The sequence below is a fragment of the Thiovibrio frasassiensis genome (assembly GCF_029607905.1).
GTDB lineage: Bacteria > Desulfobacterota > Desulfobulbia > Desulfobulbales > Desulfurivibrionaceae > Thiovibrio > Thiovibrio frasassiensis.
This window is the reverse complement of record NZ_JAPHEH010000001.1, coordinates 57763-77771: the sequence shown is the minus strand read 5'-3', so window position 1 is coordinate 77771 and position 20009 is coordinate 57763. Positions and strand designations below refer to the sequence as shown.

At 57.4% G+C, this 20009-nt stretch carries 19 protein-coding genes; 11 read left to right on the top strand and 8 right to left on the bottom strand.

What is annotated here, in order from left to right; all coding sequences use genetic code 11:
* The first annotated feature begins 286 nt into the window (after positions 1 to 286).
* From rpsT to OLX77_RS00300, 6 genes are all read left to right on the top strand, one after another.
* On the top strand, positions 287 to 559 hold the full coding sequence (gene rpsT / locus OLX77_RS00325) for a 30S ribosomal protein S20 (RefSeq protein ID WP_307631583.1): 273 nt from the start codon (positions 287 to 289) through the stop codon (positions 557 to 559).
* Between the two features lie 221 nt (positions 560 to 780).
* Complete coding sequence (gene trpE, locus OLX77_RS00320; RefSeq protein ID WP_307631582.1) at positions 781 to 2280, top strand: anthranilate synthase component I; 1500 nt, start codon at positions 781 to 783, stop codon at positions 2278 to 2280.
* Positions 2281 to 2312: 32 nt separating this feature from the next.
* A complete protein-coding gene (locus tag OLX77_RS00315) occupies positions 2313 to 2921 on the top strand; it encodes an anthranilate synthase component II (protein ID WP_307631581.1) in 609 nt (202 codons plus the stop codon).
* Entirely contained in the window at positions 2918 to 3949 is a 1032-nt protein-coding gene (gene trpD / locus OLX77_RS00310; RefSeq protein WP_307631580.1) for an anthranilate phosphoribosyltransferase, read from the top strand. The genes OLX77_RS00315 and trpD overlap by 4 nt, the downstream gene beginning before the upstream one ends.
* A gap of 103 nt (positions 3950 to 4052) precedes the next feature.
* A complete protein-coding gene (gene trpC, locus OLX77_RS00305; protein WP_307631579.1) occupies positions 4053 to 4835 on the top strand; it encodes an indole-3-glycerol phosphate synthase TrpC in 783 nt (260 codons plus the stop codon).
* Complete coding sequence (locus OLX77_RS00300; RefSeq protein ID WP_307631578.1) at positions 4832 to 5479, top strand: phosphoribosylanthranilate isomerase; 648 nt, start codon at positions 4832 to 4834, stop codon at positions 5477 to 5479. Before trpC ends, OLX77_RS00300 begins: the two co-directional genes overlap by 4 nt.
* A 30-nt stretch (positions 5480 to 5509) precedes the next feature.
* Here the strand turns inward: OLX77_RS00300 and OLX77_RS00295 are convergent, their stop codons facing one another.
* The 4 genes from OLX77_RS00295 to OLX77_RS00280 form a co-directional block, all read right to left on the bottom strand.
* Positions 5510 to 6268 (bottom strand): hypothetical protein, encoded by a 759-nt coding sequence (locus tag OLX77_RS00295; RefSeq protein WP_307631577.1) that lies wholly within the window; start codon positions 6266 to 6268, stop codon positions 5510 to 5512.
* 30 nt (positions 6269 to 6298) lie between these two features.
* On the bottom strand, positions 6299 to 7750 hold the full coding sequence (locus tag OLX77_RS00290; protein ID WP_307631576.1) for a DegQ family serine endoprotease: 1452 nt from the start codon (positions 7748 to 7750) through the stop codon (positions 6299 to 6301).
* A gap of 324 nt (positions 7751 to 8074) precedes the next feature.
* On the bottom strand, positions 8075 to 8884 hold the full coding sequence (locus OLX77_RS00285) for an anti-sigma factor family protein (RefSeq protein WP_307631575.1): 810 nt from the start codon (positions 8882 to 8884) through the stop codon (positions 8075 to 8077).
* A gap of 11 nt (positions 8885 to 8895) precedes the next feature.
* Positions 8896 to 9456, bottom strand: a complete 561-nt coding sequence (locus OLX77_RS00280) for an RNA polymerase sigma factor (protein ID WP_307631574.1) — start codon at positions 9454 to 9456, stop codon at positions 8896 to 8898.
* A gap of 299 nt (positions 9457 to 9755) precedes the next feature.
* On the opposite strand from OLX77_RS00280, the gene OLX77_RS00275 reads away from it, so the two are divergent.
* On the top strand, positions 9756 to 10127 hold the full coding sequence (locus tag OLX77_RS00275) for a hypothetical protein (RefSeq protein ID WP_307631573.1): 372 nt from the start codon (positions 9756 to 9758) through the stop codon (positions 10125 to 10127).
* A gap of 12 nt (positions 10128 to 10139) precedes the next feature.
* Here OLX77_RS00275 and OLX77_RS00270 read toward each other — a convergent pair whose 3' ends face one another.
* Positions 10140 to 10316: a hypothetical protein gene (locus OLX77_RS00270; protein WP_307631572.1), complete on the bottom strand. Its 177-nt coding sequence runs from the start codon at positions 10314 to 10316 to the stop codon at positions 10140 to 10142.
* Between the two features lie 76 nt (positions 10317 to 10392).
* On the opposite strand from OLX77_RS00270, the gene thiL reads away from it, so the two are divergent.
* Both thiL and OLX77_RS00260 read left to right on the top strand, forming a co-directional pair.
* Positions 10393 to 11385 carry a thiamine-phosphate kinase gene (thiL, locus tag OLX77_RS00265; protein ID WP_307631571.1) on the top strand — a complete coding sequence of 331 codons (993 nt, stop codon included), beginning with the start codon at positions 10393 to 10395 and terminating at the stop codon, positions 11383 to 11385.
* Positions 11369 to 12238, top strand: a complete 870-nt coding sequence (locus OLX77_RS00260; protein ID WP_307634052.1) for an RluA family pseudouridine synthase — start codon at positions 11369 to 11371, stop codon at positions 12236 to 12238. The genes thiL and OLX77_RS00260 overlap by 17 nt, the downstream gene beginning before the upstream one ends.
* Before the next feature lie 111 nt (positions 12239 to 12349).
* Here the strand turns inward: OLX77_RS00260 and mtgA are convergent, their stop codons facing one another.
* Positions 12350 to 13153 carry a monofunctional biosynthetic peptidoglycan transglycosylase gene (gene mtgA, locus OLX77_RS00255; RefSeq protein WP_307631570.1) on the bottom strand — a complete coding sequence of 268 codons (804 nt, stop codon included), beginning with the start codon at positions 13151 to 13153 and terminating at the stop codon, positions 12350 to 12352.
* A gap of 252 nt (positions 13154 to 13405) precedes the next feature.
* Positions 13406 to 16027, bottom strand: coding sequence for a glycosyltransferase family 2 protein (locus OLX77_RS00250; RefSeq protein WP_307631569.1), 2622 nt, complete (start codon positions 16025 to 16027; stop codon positions 13406 to 13408).
* Positions 16028 to 16453: 426 nt separating this feature from the next.
* Between OLX77_RS00250 and uvrB the strand changes: the two genes are divergently transcribed.
* Positions 16454 to 18451 (top strand): excinuclease ABC subunit UvrB, encoded by a 1998-nt coding sequence (uvrB, locus tag OLX77_RS00245; RefSeq protein ID WP_371877449.1) that lies wholly within the window; start codon positions 16454 to 16456, stop codon positions 18449 to 18451.
* On the top strand, positions 18442 to 19134 hold the full coding sequence (locus OLX77_RS00240; RefSeq protein ID WP_307631567.1) for a lysophospholipid acyltransferase family protein: 693 nt from the start codon (positions 18442 to 18444) through the stop codon (positions 19132 to 19134). Before uvrB ends, OLX77_RS00240 begins: the two co-directional genes overlap by 10 nt.
* Positions 19135 to 19262: 128 nt before the next feature.
* Here the strand turns inward: OLX77_RS00240 and OLX77_RS00235 are convergent, their stop codons facing one another.
* Positions 19263 to 19943 carry an adenylate kinase gene (locus OLX77_RS00235; RefSeq protein WP_307631566.1) on the bottom strand — a complete coding sequence of 227 codons (681 nt, stop codon included), beginning with the start codon at positions 19941 to 19943 and terminating at the stop codon, positions 19263 to 19265.
* Positions 19944 to 20009: the final 66 nt, after the last annotated feature.

Sequence of the window (20009 nt, the reverse complement as noted above, 5' to 3'; positions counted from 1 at the left end):
CATGTATGAATTTTTTTAAAAAAATTGGGGAGATCGGTCATTGTCTTGTGAAAAGAAAAGTTGTTTCTTGCGAAGGACTCTCCGCGCACCCATCTGGAATATTTGAAACAGGCTGTCCAGTTGTTGCTTGACAAGGTCGGGGAATTGATTTAAATTCATGAAATTTTCCAGCATCTTTCTGTGGCGTTGTCGGGAAACGGCAACCGAACGGAAAACCTGCCAGCCGTGAAACGGCAAGGGTAGAGCGTCTTGATCAATCAACAATACAGCAAACAGGAGTTGAGAATTGGCTAATCATAAATCCGCCGAGAAAAGGAATCGTCAGAACCAGTTGCACCGGCTGCGCAATCGCTCCAACAAGACCAAGATGAAGGGTGTTGTGAAGAAGGTCCTTGAGGCCGTTGAGCTGAAATCCGGAGAGCAAGCCCAGGAAGCACTGAAGTTGGCGATCCCTATTATCGAAAAAACAGCAGTGAAAGGCTCTATCCACAAAAAAAATGCTTCCCGTAAGGTTTCCCGTTTGACCAAACGGGTAAATGCCTTGCTCGCGGCGGTCTAATAACGAGAGAGCCGGTCGTGGCTGGAGTCCTGCCTCGTTTCTTCTGCCAAGCGGGAGAAGGATTTGTGCAAGGCCCTTCCGACCAGGCTGGTTGTGCCTCTTCCGTTGTGCGCAGGGATCAAGCCTGTTATTATGGAGAGTGTTTCGCTGTGATAAAGAAAAACAAAAAAGCCATGGGACGCTAATGTTCCATGGCTTTTTTTATGAGTTGAGGATCCATCATGTTCCGACCTTCCTTGCAGGAGTTTGAACACCTGGCCGCCGATGCCGGTCTGGTGCCGATCTATCGGGAAATCGTCGCCGACCTCGATACGCCGCTGACCATTTTTGCCAAGGTGGCGGGCGGAGAATCCCACGCCTTTCTCTTTGAAAGCCTTGAGGGCGGAGAGAAATGGGGGCGATATTCCTTTATCGGTTTTGACCCCATCGTCACCATGTCAAGTCGCGGGACCCAGATTACCATCACCCGGGAAGGAAAGAGCGAGCAGCAGGAGGGAGATCCGCTTCAGGCCCTGCAAGCCTTGCTGAAATCCTTTGATGCCTGCAATGCCGAGATGGGGTGTGACTCGGAGCTGCTCCCCCGTTTTTTTGGCGGGGCCGTGGGTTTTCTGGGCTACGACATGGTCCGCTTCATGGAGCGTTTGCCCGAGCGCAATCCGCCCTTGGCTCAGTTTCCCGACAGCGCCTTCATGGTACCCCGGACTGTTTTGATCTACGACAACCTCAGGCAGCTGCTCACCGTGGTCAATCTGGTGCAGACTGCAGGAGCGCAGGATCTCCCGGCCTTGTACGCGAAAGCGCAGGCTGAGATCGAGGAGGTCATCGTTCGTCTCCAGGCCCCCATGCCGACGGAGTATCTCGGCGGTGCCGGGGTAAAGGCCAAGACCCATGCCTTCACCTCCAATATGAGTGAAGAGGCTTTTGCGGAAATGGTGGAGGCGGCCAAGGAGTATGTCCAGGCCGGCGATGTCATCCAGGTTGTTCTGTCTCAGCGGTTTCATACCAAAACAGAACTCTCTCCCTTCAAGCTCTACCGTGCCCTGCGCCATATCAATCCCAGCCCCTATCTTTTTTATCTCAAGCTCGGGGATCTGGTCCAGATCGGCTCCTCTCCGGAGATCCTGGTGCGCCTGGAGCAGGGAGATATCGAGCTCAGGCCCATTGCCGGGACGAGAAAGCGCGGCAAAACCGAGGAAGAGGACGCGGCCCTTGAGCAGGAGCTGCTGGCGGATCCCAAGGAGCGGGCCGAACATCTGATGCTCGTCGATCTGGGCCGCAACGATGTGGGGCGGGTCGCCCAGTATGGCTCGGTGGAGGTGCGCGACCTGCTGGTGGTCGAGCGGTACAGCCATGTCATGCATCTGGTTTCCGGAGTGCATGGAACCCTGGCCCCCGGCAAGGATCAGTTCGACGTCCTGCGCGCCTGCTTTCCCGCGGGCACGGTGAGCGGCGCTCCCAAGATCCGGGCCATGGAGATCATCGAAGAGCTTGAGCCCGAGCGGCGCGGGCCCTATGCCGGTTCCGTCGGCTATTTCGGCTTTTCCGGGAATATGGATTTTTGCATCACCATCCGGACTTTTGTCATGCAGGGCGATGATCTTTGGGTGCAGGCCGGTGCGGGGATTGTCGCCGATTCGGTGTCCGCCTTGGAGTATCAGGAAACCATCAACAAATCCATGGGACTGCGGCGGGCTGTGGAACTGGCGGAAAAAGAGTTTTAAACCGGTTTGCCCGGCGGAGCGCGAGAAAGCATATGATCGTTATCATCGATAATTACGACTCCTTTACCTACAACATCGTCCAGACCCTCGGGGGGATGGGCGCCGAGATGAAAATCTTCCGCAACGACGAGGTGGATATACCCTTCATCGCCTCGCTTGCCCCCGACCGGCTGCTGATCTCGCCCGGCCCCTGTTCTCCGGCCCAGGCGGGGATCTCCATTGAGGCGATTCGCTTTTTCAGTGAAAAGATTCCGGTGCTGGGGGTCTGTCTGGGGCATCAGTCCCTGGGCGAGGCCTTTGGCGGGCAAACCGTCCGGGCCGGCCGACTGATGCACGGCAAGACAAGCCCCATCACCCATGACGGGTTTGGGGTGTTCACCGGGTTGCCCAATCCTTTCGAGGCCATGCGCTACCATTCCCTGGTGGTCCGGGAATCCGACCTGCCCGAATGTCTGATGGTCTCGGCGCGTTCCGATCAGGGCGAGCTCATGGGGCTCAGGCATCGGACTCTGCCGGTGGAAGGGGTGCAATTCCATCCCGAATCCATCATGACCCCGGCCGGGGTGCAGTTGCTGAAAAACTTCCTTGATCCGGCCTACCCGGAAATTCTCGCCAGGCAGCGTAAGGAGATGGTCGCATGATGAAAGAGGCCATTGCCAAAGTGGTGGCTGGAACCGATCTGAGCGAAGCGGAGATGGTCGGGGTGATGGAGACCATCATGGACGGGGAAGCGACCCCGGCCCAGATCGGCGCCTTTATCACCGCGCTGAGGATCAAGGGCGAAACCGTGGACGAGATCACCGGCGCGGCCAGGGTGATGCGGGCCAAGGCCACCAAGGTGCATGGGGTTGGCGAGGGCGGGATTCTCGTGGATACCTGCGGCACCGGGGGCGACGCCTCCGGCACCTTCAATGTTTCCACCACCAGCGCCTTTGTCGTGGCCGCCGCCGGGGTGCCGGTGGCCAAGCACGGCAACCGTTCCGTTTCCAGCCATTGCGGCAGTGCCGACGTGCTTGAAGCCTTGGGTGTGGATCTGGGTTTAAGCGCCGAACAGATCGGGCAATCCATTCGTGAGATCGGCATCGGTTTTATGTTTGCTCCTGCCCTGCATGGGGCGATGAAGCACGCCATCGGCCCGCGCCGCGAGATCGGGATCAGGACCATCTTCAATATTCTCGGCCCCTTGACCAACCCAGCCAATGCCAATGTCCAGCTCATGGGGGTGTTTACTCCCTCCCTCACCGAAACCCTGGCCCGGGTGCTGGGCAGGCTTGGCACCCGCCGGGCCCTGGTGGTGTGCGGCGAGGGCAATCTGGATGAGATCACCATCACCGGCGCTACCAGGGTGTCCGACTGGAACAACGGCGAATTGACAACCTACACCATCCATCCCTCGGAGCTGGGCATGGCCACGGCCAGCCTGGCGGAAATCAAAGGCGGGACCACCGCGCCCGAGGCTGCGGCGCAGCTGCGGAGTGTGCTGAGCGGTAAATCAGGACCCTGTCTGGACATGGTCCTGCTCAATGCCGGCGCCGCCCTAATGGCTGCCGAACGTTGCGATGATTTGGCCGGTGGGGTCGCCCTGGCCCGTGAAGTAGTGGCCAGCGGGGCTGCGCTGAATAAGGTCGAGGCGTTGGTTGCCTTTTCCCAAGCGGTGAAAAACCCATGATTGTTGAAATCGCAACAAGCCGCGATTACAACAGTTATTGCTTGGTCGTTTTTTAATCAATGTCACGGACCTGTGCCGTGTTTTCAGTTTTTGCGAGTTTATCATGATTCTCGATACCATTGTCGCCCGGAAAAAAGAAGAAGTCGCTGCCCTCAAGGCGTGTGGCATAACCGTGCCTGAAATGGAAATCCCGCCGCCCCGCGGCTTTATCCGGGCCTTGACCGATTTTCCCGGCGTAGCCGTCATCGCCGAGGCCAAAAAGGCCTCCCCCTCCAAGGGAGTTATCCGGGCCGATTTCGATCCGGTGGCCATTGGTCGCAGCTATCTGGCCGGCGGCGCTCAGGCGATGTCGGTGCTCACCGACGTGGACTTCTTCCAGGGTTCGCTTAGCTATATCCCCGCAGTGCGGGCGGCTGTTTCTTTACCGGTGCTGCGCAAGGATTTCATCATCGATCCCCTGCAGATCCGGGAGGCGCGGGCTTACGGCGCCGATGCGATTCTTCTGATCGCCGCCATTCTCGAGACCAGTCAGATAGAAGAGTATCTGGCGCTGGCCTCCGAGCTTGGCATGGATGCCCTGGTGGAGGTGCATGACGAGGCGGAGGTCGAAAAAGCCGTGGCCGCCGGCAGCCGGTTGATCGGGGTCAATAACCGTGATCTTCGCGATTTTTCCATGGATCTGAACACCACCTTCCGCTTGCAGAAGATGATTCCGGCCGGGATTCCTCTGGTGAGTGAATCGGGCATTCGGGATCATCACGATATGGAGCGGCTTGCCGAGCATGGCGTCAGGGCCGCGTTGGTCGGGGAAACCCTGATGCGGGCCGCGGACCCAGCCGAGGCGTTGCGGACGTTGGTTTGCGATCAGGATGGGAAAAGGGTATGAACGCCAGAACGCGGATCAAGGTATGCGGGATGCGGGAGGTGGCCGAGGTCGCTGCGGTTGTCGAGGCCGGGGTGGACGCAATCGGGATGATCTTTGTCGAGCAAAGCCCCCGGTACGTTGAGCCGGAACGGGCGCGGGACATTGTTGCCAGCCTGCCGCCCTTTGTTGATGCGGTTGGAGTTTTTCTCGATCAGGACGTGGCAACGGTGAACGAGATCGTCCGCTCCTGCGGCCTGACCATGGTGCAACTGCATGGGGAAGAATCCCCTGCCTACTGCGCGGAAATCAACTGTCGGGTGATCAAGGTTTTTCGGGTGCGGCCCACGCTGAGTACGGAAGATCTGGCGCCTTATGCCGGAGTGGTTTCCGGCTTCTTGTTCGACACCTTTCACGAGAAGATCGCCGGAGGCACCGGGGACACCTTTGACTGGCATCTGCTTGAAAAATTGTCCCCGCCTCGCCCAATAATCCTGGCCGGCGGCCTCACCCCCGAGAATGTGGGTGAGGCGATCAGGCAGGCGCATCCCTTTGCGGTGGATCTCAATTCCGGGGTGGAGATCTCGCCCGGTCGTAAGGATCTTGTCAAGGTTCGGGCGGCCATTGCCCAGGTGGCGGCGGCGGACGGTGCGTACCGACAGGGCTGAGCCGAGCAAGCGGCCCAGCCCCTGCCGCAGTTATTTGGTTGCCGGAAAGAGGGTGACCACCTGCGGCGTATTGCCGATGGTCAGCGAAAGCCGCAACTCTTTTACTCCATCCGCTTCTTCCCCCGGCATTCCCGGAAAGAACAGAACCCCGTAAGCGATCTGGTTCGGCAGGATCGTCTGGTTCCTGAGGCTTTTGGAGGCAAGGTCATCCTTGATTTTTTCTCCGCTCTCGCTGTAACTCTTGGCTCCCCCGATAATCGCACCTCCGGCCGCACCAAGCACGGCGCCGGTTCCCATTGCCTCGCCGACGTTCTTGCCGGTAACCACCCCTACGGCCAGTCCGGCCAGTGCTCCGGCCGCGCCCATGAGCAACGACGGTTTTGCCGCGCCTTTGGCTGTTTCTCCAAGATCGACATGCCCTGAAGTCCGCTGATAGGTTTTTTCCAGCGAGAGAATCGGCCAGGCCCGGTTGTTGTTATCGATCAGGAAGGTCTGCTCGGGGTTGAGTTTCACCTTCTCCGGGCTGTCGTTTTGCAGGGTAAGCTGCACGGGCAGCAGGCCGGCATTGCGCGCGCCAAAGCCGAAGGCCTGCTTGGCCGCTTCATCGCTGCTGAAAGCCAGGGCGGAAATCTTGAGGCCATCGCCCACCACGATGCCGCCATTTTTGGCATCCGGCAAGTTGAGCGGGGCGACCCGGTCCTGGTAGGTGCAGCCGCTGGCTAGGCTGAGCATGCTCAGCAGGGCGGCAAAGCAACCCAGACGCTTTCCGAAACCATTTAATCTTTTCATGTTCGTTCCTTTTCCTGTCTATGGGAGGATTTATTTGAGTCTGAGACCCAAAAATCTGGTGCGGCCATCACGCTTGATAAAAAATGAAACCGTTGATTTTGCCTTTTTTCCCTTGAGTTCATTGAGGAGGTCCTTCACATCCCGGACAGGTTTTTGGTTGACCTCAAGGATCAGGTCTCCCTTGCGCAGACCTGCGTAAGCCGCAGGCGAGTAGGGTTCAACCCCGGTTACCAGGACCCCGTGCTTGTCGGTGATGCCCAGGGCCGCGGCAATCTCCGGGGTGAGGTCCTGCACCTCCAGCCCCAGGCTCTTGTTGAGGCTGTCGGCTTGTTCGCTTGCGGCAAGCTGTTCTTCGTTGAGCTTGGCAATGATTACGGGGATTTTTTTCAGTATGCCCTTCCGGTACAGAGTGATATCCGCTTTGCCTCCCACCGGAGTTTCCGCCACCAGATTCGGCAGCATGCTCATCTGGCTGATTTCCTTGCCGTTGAATTCGACAATGACATCGCCGGCTTTAATGCCGGCCTTCTCCGCCGGACTTCCCGGGGAAACCTCGCCCACCAGGGCGCCGATCGGCCGCTCAAGTTTGAACTGGGCGGCGAGTTCCGGGGTCACGGGCTGGATCATCACCCCGAGCCAGCCGCGCACCACAGTACCATGTTCTTTGAGTTGGTTGATTACATTTTTTGCCATGTTGGCCGGGATGGCGAAGCCGATGCCGATGTTGCCGCCACTGCGGCTATAGATGGCGGTGTTGATTCCGACCATCTCGCCCATGAGATTGTAAAGGGGACCGCCGGAATTGCCCGGATTGATGGAGGCATCTGTCTGAATGAAATTTTCATAGGGGCCGCTGCCCAGGGAACGTCCCTTGCCGCTGACAATTCCGGCGGTAACGGTCTGCTCAAAGCCGAAGGGGTTGCCGATGGCCATGACCCAGTCACCCACCCGCAATTTGTCCGAATCGCCGAAGGCGATTGCCGGCAAGCCATTTTTGGGCGCGATCTTGAGCAGGGCAAGGTCTGTTTTCGGGTCGCGGCCGATGATCTTGGCGTCGTATTCCTCGAAGTTGGTCAACCGCACATTGATGCTGTCGGCGTTTTCTACGACATGGTTGTTGGTAACAATATAGCCATCCTTGGAGATGATCACCCCGGAACCGAGGCTGGTCCGTTTCTGTTCCCGCTGGGGCTGATCCTGTTCATTGGGAGAGGGAAGGCCGAAAAAACGGCGGAAGGGCTCGGGGATATCCTGCCCGTTGAACATGTCATGGGGGGAGCGGGAGGCCTTAACCGTTTGGGTGGTATAGATATTGACCACGGTGGGGCTGAGTTTGTCCGCCAGATCGGCAAAGGTGGCCGGGGCGTTGCTCACTGCCCAGGTTAAGCCTGGCAGTGTCGCGAGAAGGAGTCCCATGAGCAGGAAGGCCAATAAAATTGGGGCTGGATGGCGGCGCGGGAAGGTCGGTACAGGGGAAATCATAGTGTGCTCCTTGAGGTGTTGGACAAGATAAGCATGTTGCATAGGGGTGGAGTTGGACAAGTTGCCATGCCTCTGAGTAATCAGTCATTCTTGTACGTCTGTGTTATTGTGTATATCTCTTTTTCTGGATGTCAAGCCCGGGGTGTGCGACCGTATTGAGAAAAAAAACGGGACCGCAGGAGCGAGGGGGGCTCTGCGGTCCCAGGGACACGCCCTTCTGGGGAAGAAGGGAAAGGAAGAAGAGATGCTTGGAGGATGCGCATCATAAAAAGAAAGACACGGTCTGCTTTGTAAAAGTTCCTGAAAAAAATGCAGCCATTGTTTTTATTGAAAGCGGATGGCAGCGGTCAATATCTGCTTCTCGTTCCCGAATCGTGTTTCCCCCGCTGCGGCAGGGACCAGGACGAAATGGTGGTGGCCGATGAGGTTATGGAAATCTCTCAGTTCGGACTGGGGGAGATGGACGAGGAACAGGCTGGCACTGACGCGATGGAGCTGCCAGTTCCGGTGCAACATCTCTCGGCAGAGTGTGATCCGGCTGTCGCGATCGATATCCTTGATGAGTACATGCAGGTCCGGGGATAACAGGCGGCGGGCATGATTGTCGGGAGCCGGGTGGGTCGTCAGGGGTGTCCGGGCAAGCGGCTCCAGATCTCCGCTCAGGCGCGCTTCATTATGAGAGACGGCAAACATGAGATTCGGGGCAAGCGCTGGTCGTCTGGTGGCGAGAATCTCTCCTTGCGGTAAGGAGGAGGTCCGGGCTAAAGGCGATGGGAAGATGTTTGTTTGCTGCAAGGGCGAGGAGGTGAGCATGAATCCTCCGAGCATGGCAATGGTGAATATGGCAGCGGCGGCGGGGATTGATAGGGAAAAATTCAGAGCATCGATAAAAGTCCAGGCCCGATAGAAGATACCTTTTTTTGCCAGCTTTGCGTGGATGCCCGGCAGCAGATCGCCTGGGGGAACCAGTGGTTCGAGGCTATGCACGAGGCGGAGGGTTTGCTGAAACTCCTGCCATTCCACGGCGCAGACCGGGCAGCCGAGAAGATGGTCGGTCAGGGCGCGCAGCTCTTCGCGGGCAAGGGTATTGTCCGCAAACTCGGTGAACAGCGGCTGGACTTCAGTGCATTGCATAGGCGGACCGATTACAGATGATGTTTGAGACGTTTTTTTAAGGCCAGGCGGGCCCGGTTTAGTTTGGACTTGACCGTGCCCATGGGCAGAGCAAGAATCTCACTGATTTCTTCGTACGAAAGCTCCTGCAGATCACGGAGAAGAATGACTTCTTTTTCCGCAGGCGCGAGGGAGGCAATGGCTTCCCGGACCAGACGGACGGTGTTTTGCTGTTCGTACTCTTTTTCCGGAGTGGTGCCGGAGCTTAAGTGCAAGCCGGTGTCCGGATCATCAAGGGACTGATTGCTGAAAAAACCCCGGCGGCGCAGTTTCTGGTAACGGTTCCGGCAGTGGTTCAGGGCCAGTTGGTAGAGCCAGGCCCCGAACTTGCTTTCGTCTTTCAGTTTGTCTATCTGGCGGAAGACCGTGACGAAGATGTCCTGCGCGAGATCCTTGGCCTCATCTTCCTGTTTTACATAGCCCAGAGCCAGATTATATATCTTCTTCTGATAGAGGGTCACCAGCCGGTTAAAGGCCTGCTGCTCCCCCTGGCGGAAGGCACGGACAAGTTCGGCTACTTCTTGGTATGGCATCGTGATCCGCTTGTCCTATTGGCCCAGGGCCAATTTTTCTGTATAGCGTTAAGACAACCGAGGGGCTAAAAAGTTCCCGGCAAAATGGGAATGCATCTTCTCCGCCTGTGTCAAAAGGGGAGGCGCTTGCCGGAAGCATCTTCCTGGATTAAACAAAAAAGGAGGCAAAAGAACAACAGGAAAGCGAGTTGATCCGTGGTATGTTGCTGTGGACCTGTGCTTGAAAGATTTTCCGTGATTGGGTATCTTGCTTTCCCTGGAGTGGTTGTGCCTTTATTCCCTTTTAATGAGACTATCCCATGATCGAGAAAATTGTAACTGACTTGAAAAATATATTTGTCTTCAAGGAGACGACCCAAGTCGGAGACATTGTTCTGATCGTGGCCGAACAGATCATGTATGCTCTGGTTACGGGGATTGTGAGGGACTATGCCAAGAAGGAGGAGTGGTGGCAGGTAGGTTTGCAGTTGTTGACCCTTCCTCCGCAGAAGGTGGTCTGGACTCTGCGGACCCCGCAATTCACCGGGCAGGATATATTCACCATGGGCGGCGAGCAGCGGTTCATCAAGGCCATTGATTTTGGCGGTGGCGGCGAGTTGCTTCAGAAGAACGGCAGTGGACAGATAAGTCCGGAAAAAAAGAAGCGGCCCATCCTGAAGGTAATCAAGTAGGAGCCCGGTTGTTCAGGCGCTTTTGCGGCAGCTGTTCATGACAAAGAAGTTTTCAATTCTCTCCATCATCTGCTGATAACACCCCGGACAATAGCCGTGTGAGCGCTGGTCACCGGAATTGGCACTCCGCTTGGCTGCCCAGCTGTTGTGCTTTTTTGTTTTGTGACAAACGCAGCAGATGACTTGCATGATCGTTTCCTCAGGGTTCTTTGTCTAACATATCGGGATAGCTTCAGAAAAACTTGATGAAAAAATGGTGACCCACATGGCCAGGCCCGGAGGAGAAAGAGAGATCATTGCCCGCATTCGCCAGGCGACGGGAAACTCCGACGATCTTGTGGTCGGGATCGGCGATGACTGTGCGGTGTACCGAACATCCCAGGGACGAGTCAGTCTGGTCACCACCGATACCATGGTGGCGGGGGTGCATTTTGATACCGCCTGGCATCCACCCGTTGCCCTCGGCCGGAAGGCGGCCTCCGTCAATATCAGTGATATTGCCGCCATGGGAGGCTTTCCGCGTTTCGCCCTGCTTTCCCTGGCCCTGCCCCCCGAGACCGAGAACCAATGGTTGTCTGATTTTATGGCCGGTTTTCTTGCCGTGCTCTCCGAGCATGGTGTGGTCCTGATCGGCGGGGACACGGTGCAGAGCGGGCATGAGTCCATGTTCTCCGTTACGCTGCTCGGGGAAATGGCTGAGACGGAACTGCTTACCCGAAAAGGTGCGCGCATCGGAGATGTGGTTCTGGTCAGTGGCCTTTTGGGCGAGGCGGCGGCTGGTCTTGCCTTGTGCCGGATGGGGCTGGCTCATGATCCCGGCTGGCAGACCTTGGTTGGTGCGCATCTGGATCCTGTTCCTCAGGTCGCCTTAGGCAGGGTGCTGGCCGCCAGCGGGTTGGTCCATGCCATGCAGGATCTCTCCGACGGCCTGGCCACCGATTTGGCCCATATCTGCGCAGAGAGCGGGGTCGGAGCAGTGGTGGCGGCGGAAAGGATTCCCCTTTCCCCTGTGCTCTGCAAAGCAGGGGAAACCTGCGGCCACTCTCCCCTTGATTGGGCGCTGTCCGGAGGAGAGGATTATCAGTTGCTCTTCACTGTTGGCGAGCAAGAGATGGAACCGCTCTGCAATCTGATCATGGAAAAAACCGGCCGAGAACTTTTTGCGGTGGGTCGGATTGTCGAAGGGCGGGGAGTTTTTCTTGAAGAGGCGGGCCAACGCAGGGAGATCAGCTACCGTGGCTATGAACATTTCAGATAACAGAGCGGAGACACCGCAGTTTCCGGCCCCCTTTACCATGCGGATTACCTCGGGGTCCGAGGATGTGGGTCCGGCCTGCGACCTGATCGCGGCCCGGGCCGGGCTTGCCAAGAGCCGGGTGAAAGATGCCATGTGTAAGGGGGCGGTCTGGCTGACGGGCAAGAGGGGCGGGCGGAAACATTTGCGGAAGGCAACCGCGCAATTGAGTCCTGGCGATATTCTTGATTTGTTTTACGATGCTCGCCTGCTTTCGCTAAAACCTCCGGTGGCTCAATGTCTCCACGATGCCCGCCAGTACAGTGTCTGGTTCAAGCCCGCCGGTCTGCTTGCGCAGGGAACGGATTACGGAGATCATTGCTCGCTGGTCCGTCAGGTCGAGGTCCATTTTCGCTTGAAGCGTCCGGTCTTGCCCGTGCACCGGCTCGATCGGGAGGCGGCCGGTTTGATGATTCTGGCCCACACCAAGGCGGCGGCGGCAAAACTATCCGGGTTGTTGCAGGTCAACGGTATTGACAAGCAGTACCGGGTAACCGTGCTTGGCCGTCTCGGTTCGGATTCCGGGGTGATTGACCTGCCTTTGGACCGCAAGCCAGCCATCACCCGATACATCCTCACTGCCTATGATCCAGGCAGCAATACTTCCATCGTCGAAGTCACTCTCGAGACCGGACGCCTGCATCAGATCCGTCGACATTTTGCCCTGATCGGGCACCCCGTTCTCGGCGATCCAAAGTATGGCCAAGGGAATAAAAACAGCACCGGTATGGAGTTGGTTGCCTATTGTCTTGCCTTCCGCTGCCCTTTTAGCAGGAAGGAGGTGCGGATCAATCTTGATAAACAGGAGAAAGGTTGACGATTGTTCAGAAGTGAAGAACGTCATCCCGTGGGACAATAGCGAAGCCGCAACGTTTGTGCGGTTGCTTTTGCTCTCAGGAGTCGTAAGGAATCAGTCCGCTGCGTATGGCTATTTCTTTACGGCTCTTTTTTTTGCCTTTTGGCCGAGGGGTTTGCGCAGTGATTCCGTGCCGCCCATGAGACGCATCTGCTGTTGGATATGCCAAGCCCGTTCGCTGATGTAGCCGGATGGCCGGGCTGCACTTGAGCGAAGGGGACTGGGGAGGATTGCCGCCAGAATAGCGGCTTCCGCACTATTCAGTTTGGCGGCGGATTTGTGGAAGTAAACCTTGCTGGCAGCTTCAACCCCGAAGATGCCGGGGCCGAACTCCGCCACGTTGAGGTAGACCTCGAGGATGCGGTGTTTGGGCCAGAGACCCTCGAGCAGCAGGGTGAAATAAACCTCCAGTCCCTTGCGGATGAAGCTTCGTCCCGGCCAGAGAAAGAGATTCTTGGCAACCTGTTGGGAGATGGTGCTTGCCCCATGCACCCGTTTCCGGCGCTGGTTGTGTTCCCAGGCCTTTTCGATGGCTTCAAAGTCAAAACCCATGTGGCTGAAAAATTTCTGGTCTTCGGAGGCGATTGCCGCCAGCGGCGCATAGGGAGACATCTTCTCCAGGGCAACCCACTGGTAGCGGAAGCGGTATTCCTTCTCTTTCTCCCACAGGGAAGCAACCTGTCGCTGGATCATGAGAGAACTGCAAGGCAGCGGTACCCAGCGAAAGAGGATGGTGATCGCCATGGTTCCTGCGAGGCAGAGAACAAACACCCGAAGAGCCAGACGGCAAAGCGTGCGGAGCCAACGGAAAACCCCCCTCTTTCTGGGCGGCAACTCTGAGCGGGGGGCGGCGGCTTTTTGGGGAGAGATTTGCATGGTGGGAAGAAGGCTGAAGGATCCGGCTGCTCGCTGCACTGGGGGGGCGGGTATTATTTTTTTCCGGACCAGAACGCCGATTTTTTCCTCATGGGATAAAAAACAGAATATCCGCCTCTATAGCCGATTTTTTTGACAGAGGCAAGGGGAATGGATTTCTCTAAAAATACATTCCCCTTGCCTCTGCAGGTTGGTCGTGGTTTGGTACCCCCCGGGGAAATTTCCAGAGAGAGCACGGATCGTATTCTGTCTTTACGCGTTGCTCTTTACCTCCTCCACGACCGGAGGCGGCGCAGTGATACTGCTGATGATTTTTTCTTCGGTTTTTGAAAAGCCGCTCACCATGGACATGATAACCGCCGCCAGATAGGGGATCGACTGGACCAGCAGGACCATGATCCAAACCAGCAGATCCGCGGTTTCCGACCCTTGCGACACCACGACGCAGGTGGCGGCAAGCCAGAGGGCTGCCATGATCAGCCCTTCTTCCCTCGCCGATTGCAGGGCCTGGAACAGGGCATGACGCCTGGCCCGTTTTGGGGTTCGGAAAAATGGGATGTCCTTGGTGAAAAAACCGAGGATGATCGCCTGGGAAATGGTGTGGGACAGGGAAAGTCCTGCCAGGGCCGAGGCCAGGGTCTGTCCGGCGGTGGCGCCGACCCGGGTCCGGTAGAGGTAAATCATCTTGCCCACCTTGAAAACAAAGAGGGTCAGCGGCATGATCGAGAGGATCACCAGAGGCGGGTCAATCTGGAGCGGAAAATAGACCATGCCCGTGGACCAGCCCAGGGCGGCCACGGTGAAGAACATGTTCAGGCTGTCGGCCAGCCAGGGTATCCAGCCGGCGACAAAATGATACCGCTGGCCCCTGGTGAGGGCAGTCTGCCTGCCGAAGAGCAGGGCTTTGGCATGCCGCCGCAGGATCTGCACCGCCCCGTAAGCCCAGCGGAACCGTTGTTTCTTGAAATCGACAAAGGTGTCCGGCATCAACCCCTTGCCATAACTTTTGGAAATGTAGGTGGCCTCATAGCCGCGTTCAAAGATTTTTAGACCCAGTTCCGCATCCTCGGTGATGCACCACTCCGCCCAGCCTCCAACCTCTTGCAGTACGGATTTGCGGACCATGGTCATGGTGCCGTGCTGGATGATGGCGTTGCGTTCATTGCGGGTCAGCATGCCGATATAGAAAAATCCCTTGTATTCCGCATAACACATGGCCTTGAAGAGGTTTTCTTCATCGTCCCGGTAATCCTGGGGTGCCTGGGCAATGGCCAGGGAGGGCTTGGCAAACTGGGGGGCCATGTCCTTGAGCCAGTCCGGGGTGACAATGTAATCGCTGTCAATGACCGCCAGAAGCTCTGCTTCCGGCGCGGTTTTTTCCAGGGCGAAGTTCAGCGCTCCGGCCTTGAATCCGGCCAGCGGAGCCACATGAAAGAAGCGGAACTTGGGCCCGAGTTTGAGGCAGTGTTCCTCCACCGGTTGCCAGATTGCGGGATCCTTGGTGTTGTTGTCGATGACCAGGACCTCGTAGCGGGGATAGTCCAGCTTGGCCAAGGCGTTTAGGGTTTCGATCATCATCTCGGGCGGTTCGTTGTAAGCCGGCACCTGGACGCAGACCATGGGCAGTTGGTCATCGTCCAGATGCTGCGGGGTAAATGGCCGCCGCCACTGGGAGAGCCAGGTTGCCTCGGCCCATTCGTGGGCTTCGGCCAGGAGCACCACCACCACCCCGATCATGCCGATCACCATGAGGATGCCGATGAGGATGGTGGTCGGGTTCAGGTACTGTCTGGTGTAGGTGTAAACAATCCACACCGCTCCGGTGGAGGCACCGAAAGCGATGGTGGCAAGAAAGCTTCGCCCCCTGGTGCGCAGGGTTTTGCTGTCGATGAGGAGAAAGGCGAAGGTGATGATGGCGATGATGGCCGAGATCCCTGCCAGGGTCCGCCATTCCGGAATCTTGACAATGGGTTCGGTAAAGGGGAACTTGGGTTCGCGGTTGACATCGTACACGCCCCAGTACGCACCCACCGAGCCTTCACTCCCTTGTTTCCAAGGCTGGTCAAAGGCCTCCATGACATAGTAGGTGTATTTTTCCTGTTCGGCCTTGGCCAGAAAACGGCGGAGAAAGATGGCTTCGTTGGCCGGAGAAGCCACTGCCAGCTGGCGCGTTCTCCCGTTGCTGGGCCAGCCCACCTCGCCGATGATCACCTCTTTGGCCGGGAATTTTTGCTTCAGCATGTTCATGTGCTTAACAATGTAATCAATGGACTGGGCCATTTCTATGCCTTCCCAGTAGGGCAGCATGTGGGTGGCGATGTAGTCCACGTGTTCTCCGAGCTCCGGATATTTCATCCAGATATGCCACGGTTCGGCGGTGCTCACCGGAATTTCCACCGCCTCCTGCACCCGGTCGAGATAGGCGATGAGCTGTTCCGGGGTCAGGTCGCCGCGGAGGAGCGCCTCGTTGCCGATGATGATCCGGACCACGTTCTGGTAGTTCTCCTGGGCGACCCGGATGGCGGTTGCGATTTCCACCTCGTTTCGTTCCAGGTCGTTGGTCAGCCAGGCGCCGAGGGTTACGTTGAGCCCGTATTTCCTGGCCAGACGGGGAATCTCGGCCAAGGAGCCTTCCTGGGTGTAGGTTCTCACCGCGTGGGTTCTTTTGGCCAGCAAGGCCAGATCCTCGTCGATTTCTTCTTCCGTGGGCAGGACGTGGTCAATGGCACTTTGCCACGCGCGGAACGGGGAAAAGGAAAAACCCTGGATGCGGTTGGGCCAGCGCGGCTCCTGCTCGGGCTGGTTGACAAAGGCCCAGATGCTGCTGGAAATAACCGCGATCGCTATGGCAATGAGAAGGTTTGCCCTGGTCATATGGCTCTCTTTTTGGGGAAACGTTGTTGTCGGCGCACAGGCTGCGTCCGAAGCAAGGACCGCAGTGAAAATGGATTTTTCCGCGGCCAGGCTTCTTATCTCGTTTGTTTGAAAATGTGCGGGGCTGAACCCATTTTTTTGAATAGGCCGATGGGGGGGAAAGTACTGGAAATTACCCCATGAATACTAACTCTTATACGTCTGAAGGATGGTGCTTGTCAATCCTTGTTCATGGCAAATAAATGTTTTTTCCCCTGCTGTTCCGGCGTTCTCCGGGTATTTGCAAAAAACGTTTGTTTCAGGGGGCAAAGAATGTGCTCACCCCCCCATAACTTGGGGGGCTTTTGGTATTCTTCTTCGGGAAGAGAGGAAATATGGTATATTATCGGGGTTTGCCCCTGATGCTGTCTGCCCTTGGAGATATGTTTGATGTCCTTTCAGATTGAAACCACCTATGCCCCTGCCGGAGACCAGCCGGTAGCCATCGACTTGCTCTGCCGCGGCCTGGCGGCAGGGTTGCCCCATCAGGTTCTCCTCGGGGTGACCGGCTCGGGCAAGACCTTCACCATGGCGCAGGTTATTGCCAAAACCGGCCGTCCGGCCCTGGTCATGGCTCCCAACAAGACCCTGGCCGCCCAGCTCTATTCCGAGTTCAAGGAGTTGTTTCCCAATAACGCGGTGGAGTATTTTGTCAGCTACTACGATTACTATCAGCCCGAGGCGTACATCCCCTCGTCGGACACCTATATCGAAAAGGATTCCGCCATCAACGAGGCCATCGATAAGATGCGCCACTCCGCGACCCGGGCGCTGCTCACCCGGCGGGATGTGATCATCGTCGCTTCGGTTTCCTGCATCTACGGCCTGGGCTCCCCGGAGGAGTATAAGAGCATGCATCTTTTTCTCAAGGCAGGGGAGGAATTCCCCCTTGAGGAGATGCGGCGCAGGCTGGTGCACATGCTCTATGAGCGCAACGACCTTTCCTTTCATCGCGGGACCTTCCGGGTGCGGGGCGATGTGCTGGAGATATTCCCGGCCTACGAGGAGGATCGCGCCGTCCGGGTGGAATTTTTTGGCGAGACCATTGAGGCGATCAGTATCATCGATCCCCTGCGCGGCAAGGTGCTGGAGCGGTTTTCCGAAATGACTGTTTTTCCGGGCAGCCATTTCGTCACCTCGAAGGATCGGCTGCAGCGGGCCACGGCCACAATCAAGGAGGAGCTGCAGGAGCGGCTTGTCTTTTTTTATAAAAATAATCGGCTGGTTGAGGCGCAGCGTCTTGAGCAGCGCACCATGTTCGACCTGGAGATGCTTCAGGAACTGGGGTATTGTCATGGCATCGAGAATTACAGCCGTCATTTTACCGGGTTGGCGCCGGGAGAACCGCCGCCCACCCTGCTGGACTATTTTCCCCCTGACTTTATTCTTTTTGCCGACGAATCCCATGTGACCCTCCCCCAGGTTCGGGGCATGTACCGGGGGGATCGTTCCCGCAAGGAAACCCTGACCGAGTTCGGCTTCCGCCTTCCCTCCGCCCTGGATAACCGACCCCTGATGTTCGATGAGTTCGCCAGCCGGATAGCCCAGGCGGTCTATGTCTCGGCCACCCCCGGTGATTTTGAGCTGGAAAAGGCCGAGGGAAGGGTGGTGGAGCAGCTGATCCGGCCCACCGGGCTTCTCGACCCGCGGATTCTGGTGCGGCCGGCAACCAATCAGGTGGATGATCTGCTGGAAGAGGTCAGGGTGCGGGAGGAACGCGGGGAGAGAGTCCTTATCACCACTCTGACCAAGCGGATGGCCGAGGATCTTACCGAATATTACGAGAAGCTCGGGGTGCGGGTGCGCTATCTCCATTCCGATATCAAAACCATGGAGCGGATGGAATTGATCCGCGATCTCCGCTTGGGTGAGTATCAGGTGCTGGTGGGGATCAACCTGCTCCGCGAGGGGCTGGATATCCCCGAGGTCTCTCTGGTGGCGATTCTCGACGCCGACAAGGAGGGTTTCTTGCGCAGCGCCCGCTCGCTAATCCAGACCTGCGGCCGGGCCGCCCGGAATGTCAAAGGGTTGGTGATTCTTTATGGGGACAGGATCACCGACTCCATGCGCCAGACCATGGAGGAGACAGAGCGGCGGCGGGTTATTCAGGCGGCCTACAACGAAGCCCACGGGATTACCCCGGAGAGCGTGCAGTCACGGATCAAGGATCTCATGGAGACGGTGTATGAGAAGGATTATGTGACCGTTGCGGTGGCCACCGGCGAGACAGGGCCGGCGTATGCAAGCCTGGTTGAACTGCGGCGGGAGATGAAGGCGCTGGAAAAGGAGATGCTTGCCGCAGCCAAGGAGCTTGCCTTTGAGGATGCGGCCGCCCTGCGTGATCAGCTCAAAAAATTGAAGGAAATGGAGCTTGCATGGCTGTGAAAAACGGTTTTGTCTACAGACTCTTGCTGGTTGTCGTGCCGTGGCTTTATGGTGGGCTGAGCCGGTTGCTCTTCGCCACCTGCCGGGTTCGGGTGCATGGGCGGGAAAACCTGGACCGGTGCGAGGTGCAGGCCAAGCCCTTTGTCGGGCTGTTCTGGCATTACAGCGTGTTTGTCGCGGTAGCCTTAATCTCAGGGCGCGGCCGGGGTTGGGCCGCCATGGTCAGTGCCAGCAAGGATGCCGAATTTGTCGCCCGGATTCTTGCCCGGCAAGGGGTTGTTCCCGTGCGCGGCTCACGGAGCCGGGGCGGGCTTGGTGCGCTTAAGGGCTTGATTGCTTTACTGGACCAGGGCAACAACGCGGCCATCGTTGGTGATGGCTCCCAGGGGCCACCCCGGGTAATGCAGGCCGGTGCTCTTTTGCTGGCAAGCAAAAGCGGTGCCCCGATCCTGCCTCTGGCGGTGGCGGCGGACCGCTTTTGGGCCTTTGGCAGTTGGGATCGTACTCTGTTGCCAAAGCCGTTTGCCCAGCTGCATCTCTGGTATGGCGAACCCCTGAGCGTGCCGGAAAAAGCCGGTTCGGAAGAGATCGAGCAATGTCGCCTGGAGATGGAGCATCGGCTCAACGGCTTGTATGCGCAAGCGTGGGGCGAGTTTGGCAAGGAGAGTCATGACGGCGCGTAGAGGCTGTTTTTGGCCAAGAGACATCTGCCGGTTGTGCCAGGAAGAATAAAAAAAGGAATGGGGTGAGGACACCTGTCCTCACCCCATTCCTTTTTATGTATAACGCGCTAAACGGTTGAGGCTATCGGTTAGGCCAACTGGCTCATGATGGTCTCGGTTACCGCCTTGATGGATGTGGAGCCATCCACGGAGATCACCTTGGCGCCGCCGGCTTTTTTGAAGTAATTGACCGCGGCCATGGTACCGGTCTTCTCGTCGTAGTAGATATCATGACGCTTGCCGATGGCGTCTTCGTCCTGGTCATCGGCCCGGGCACTCAAGTCGCCGCCGCATACCCGACATACCAGCTTGCCGTCTTTTTCCACGGGCTTGATGGCTTCGAAAGCGATGTGGTTGGGATGGTTGTTGTCATTGGCGCAGAGACGACGGCCCATGATCCTGTCTTTGGCGATCTGCCGGTCAAGGAGGATCTCTATGACATAGTTCAGGGGCATGTCCGCTTCTTTTAGGGCCTTGTCCAGCGCTTCGGCCTGGGCGAGAGAGCGGGGGAAACCGTCCAGGAGCCAGCCTTTGGCTTTGGATTTTTTAAGGGTCTCAAGAACCATGGGGATGGTGATCTCGTCGGGAACCAAGTCGCCGCGCTCGATGAACGCTTTGGCCTTCATGCCCAATTCGGTGCCGCCCTTGATGTGCTCGCGGAAGATGGCGCCTGATTCAATATGATCGATATTGTACTTTTCTTTGACAATGGCGCCCTGGGTGCCCTTGCCGCTTCCATTTGGCCCGAAAGCCAGAATGTTTACCGCCATGACGATTCTCCTTTATCAATACAGTGTATGTTGGCGGGAACGCCGAATGCGGCCCGCTCCATGGAC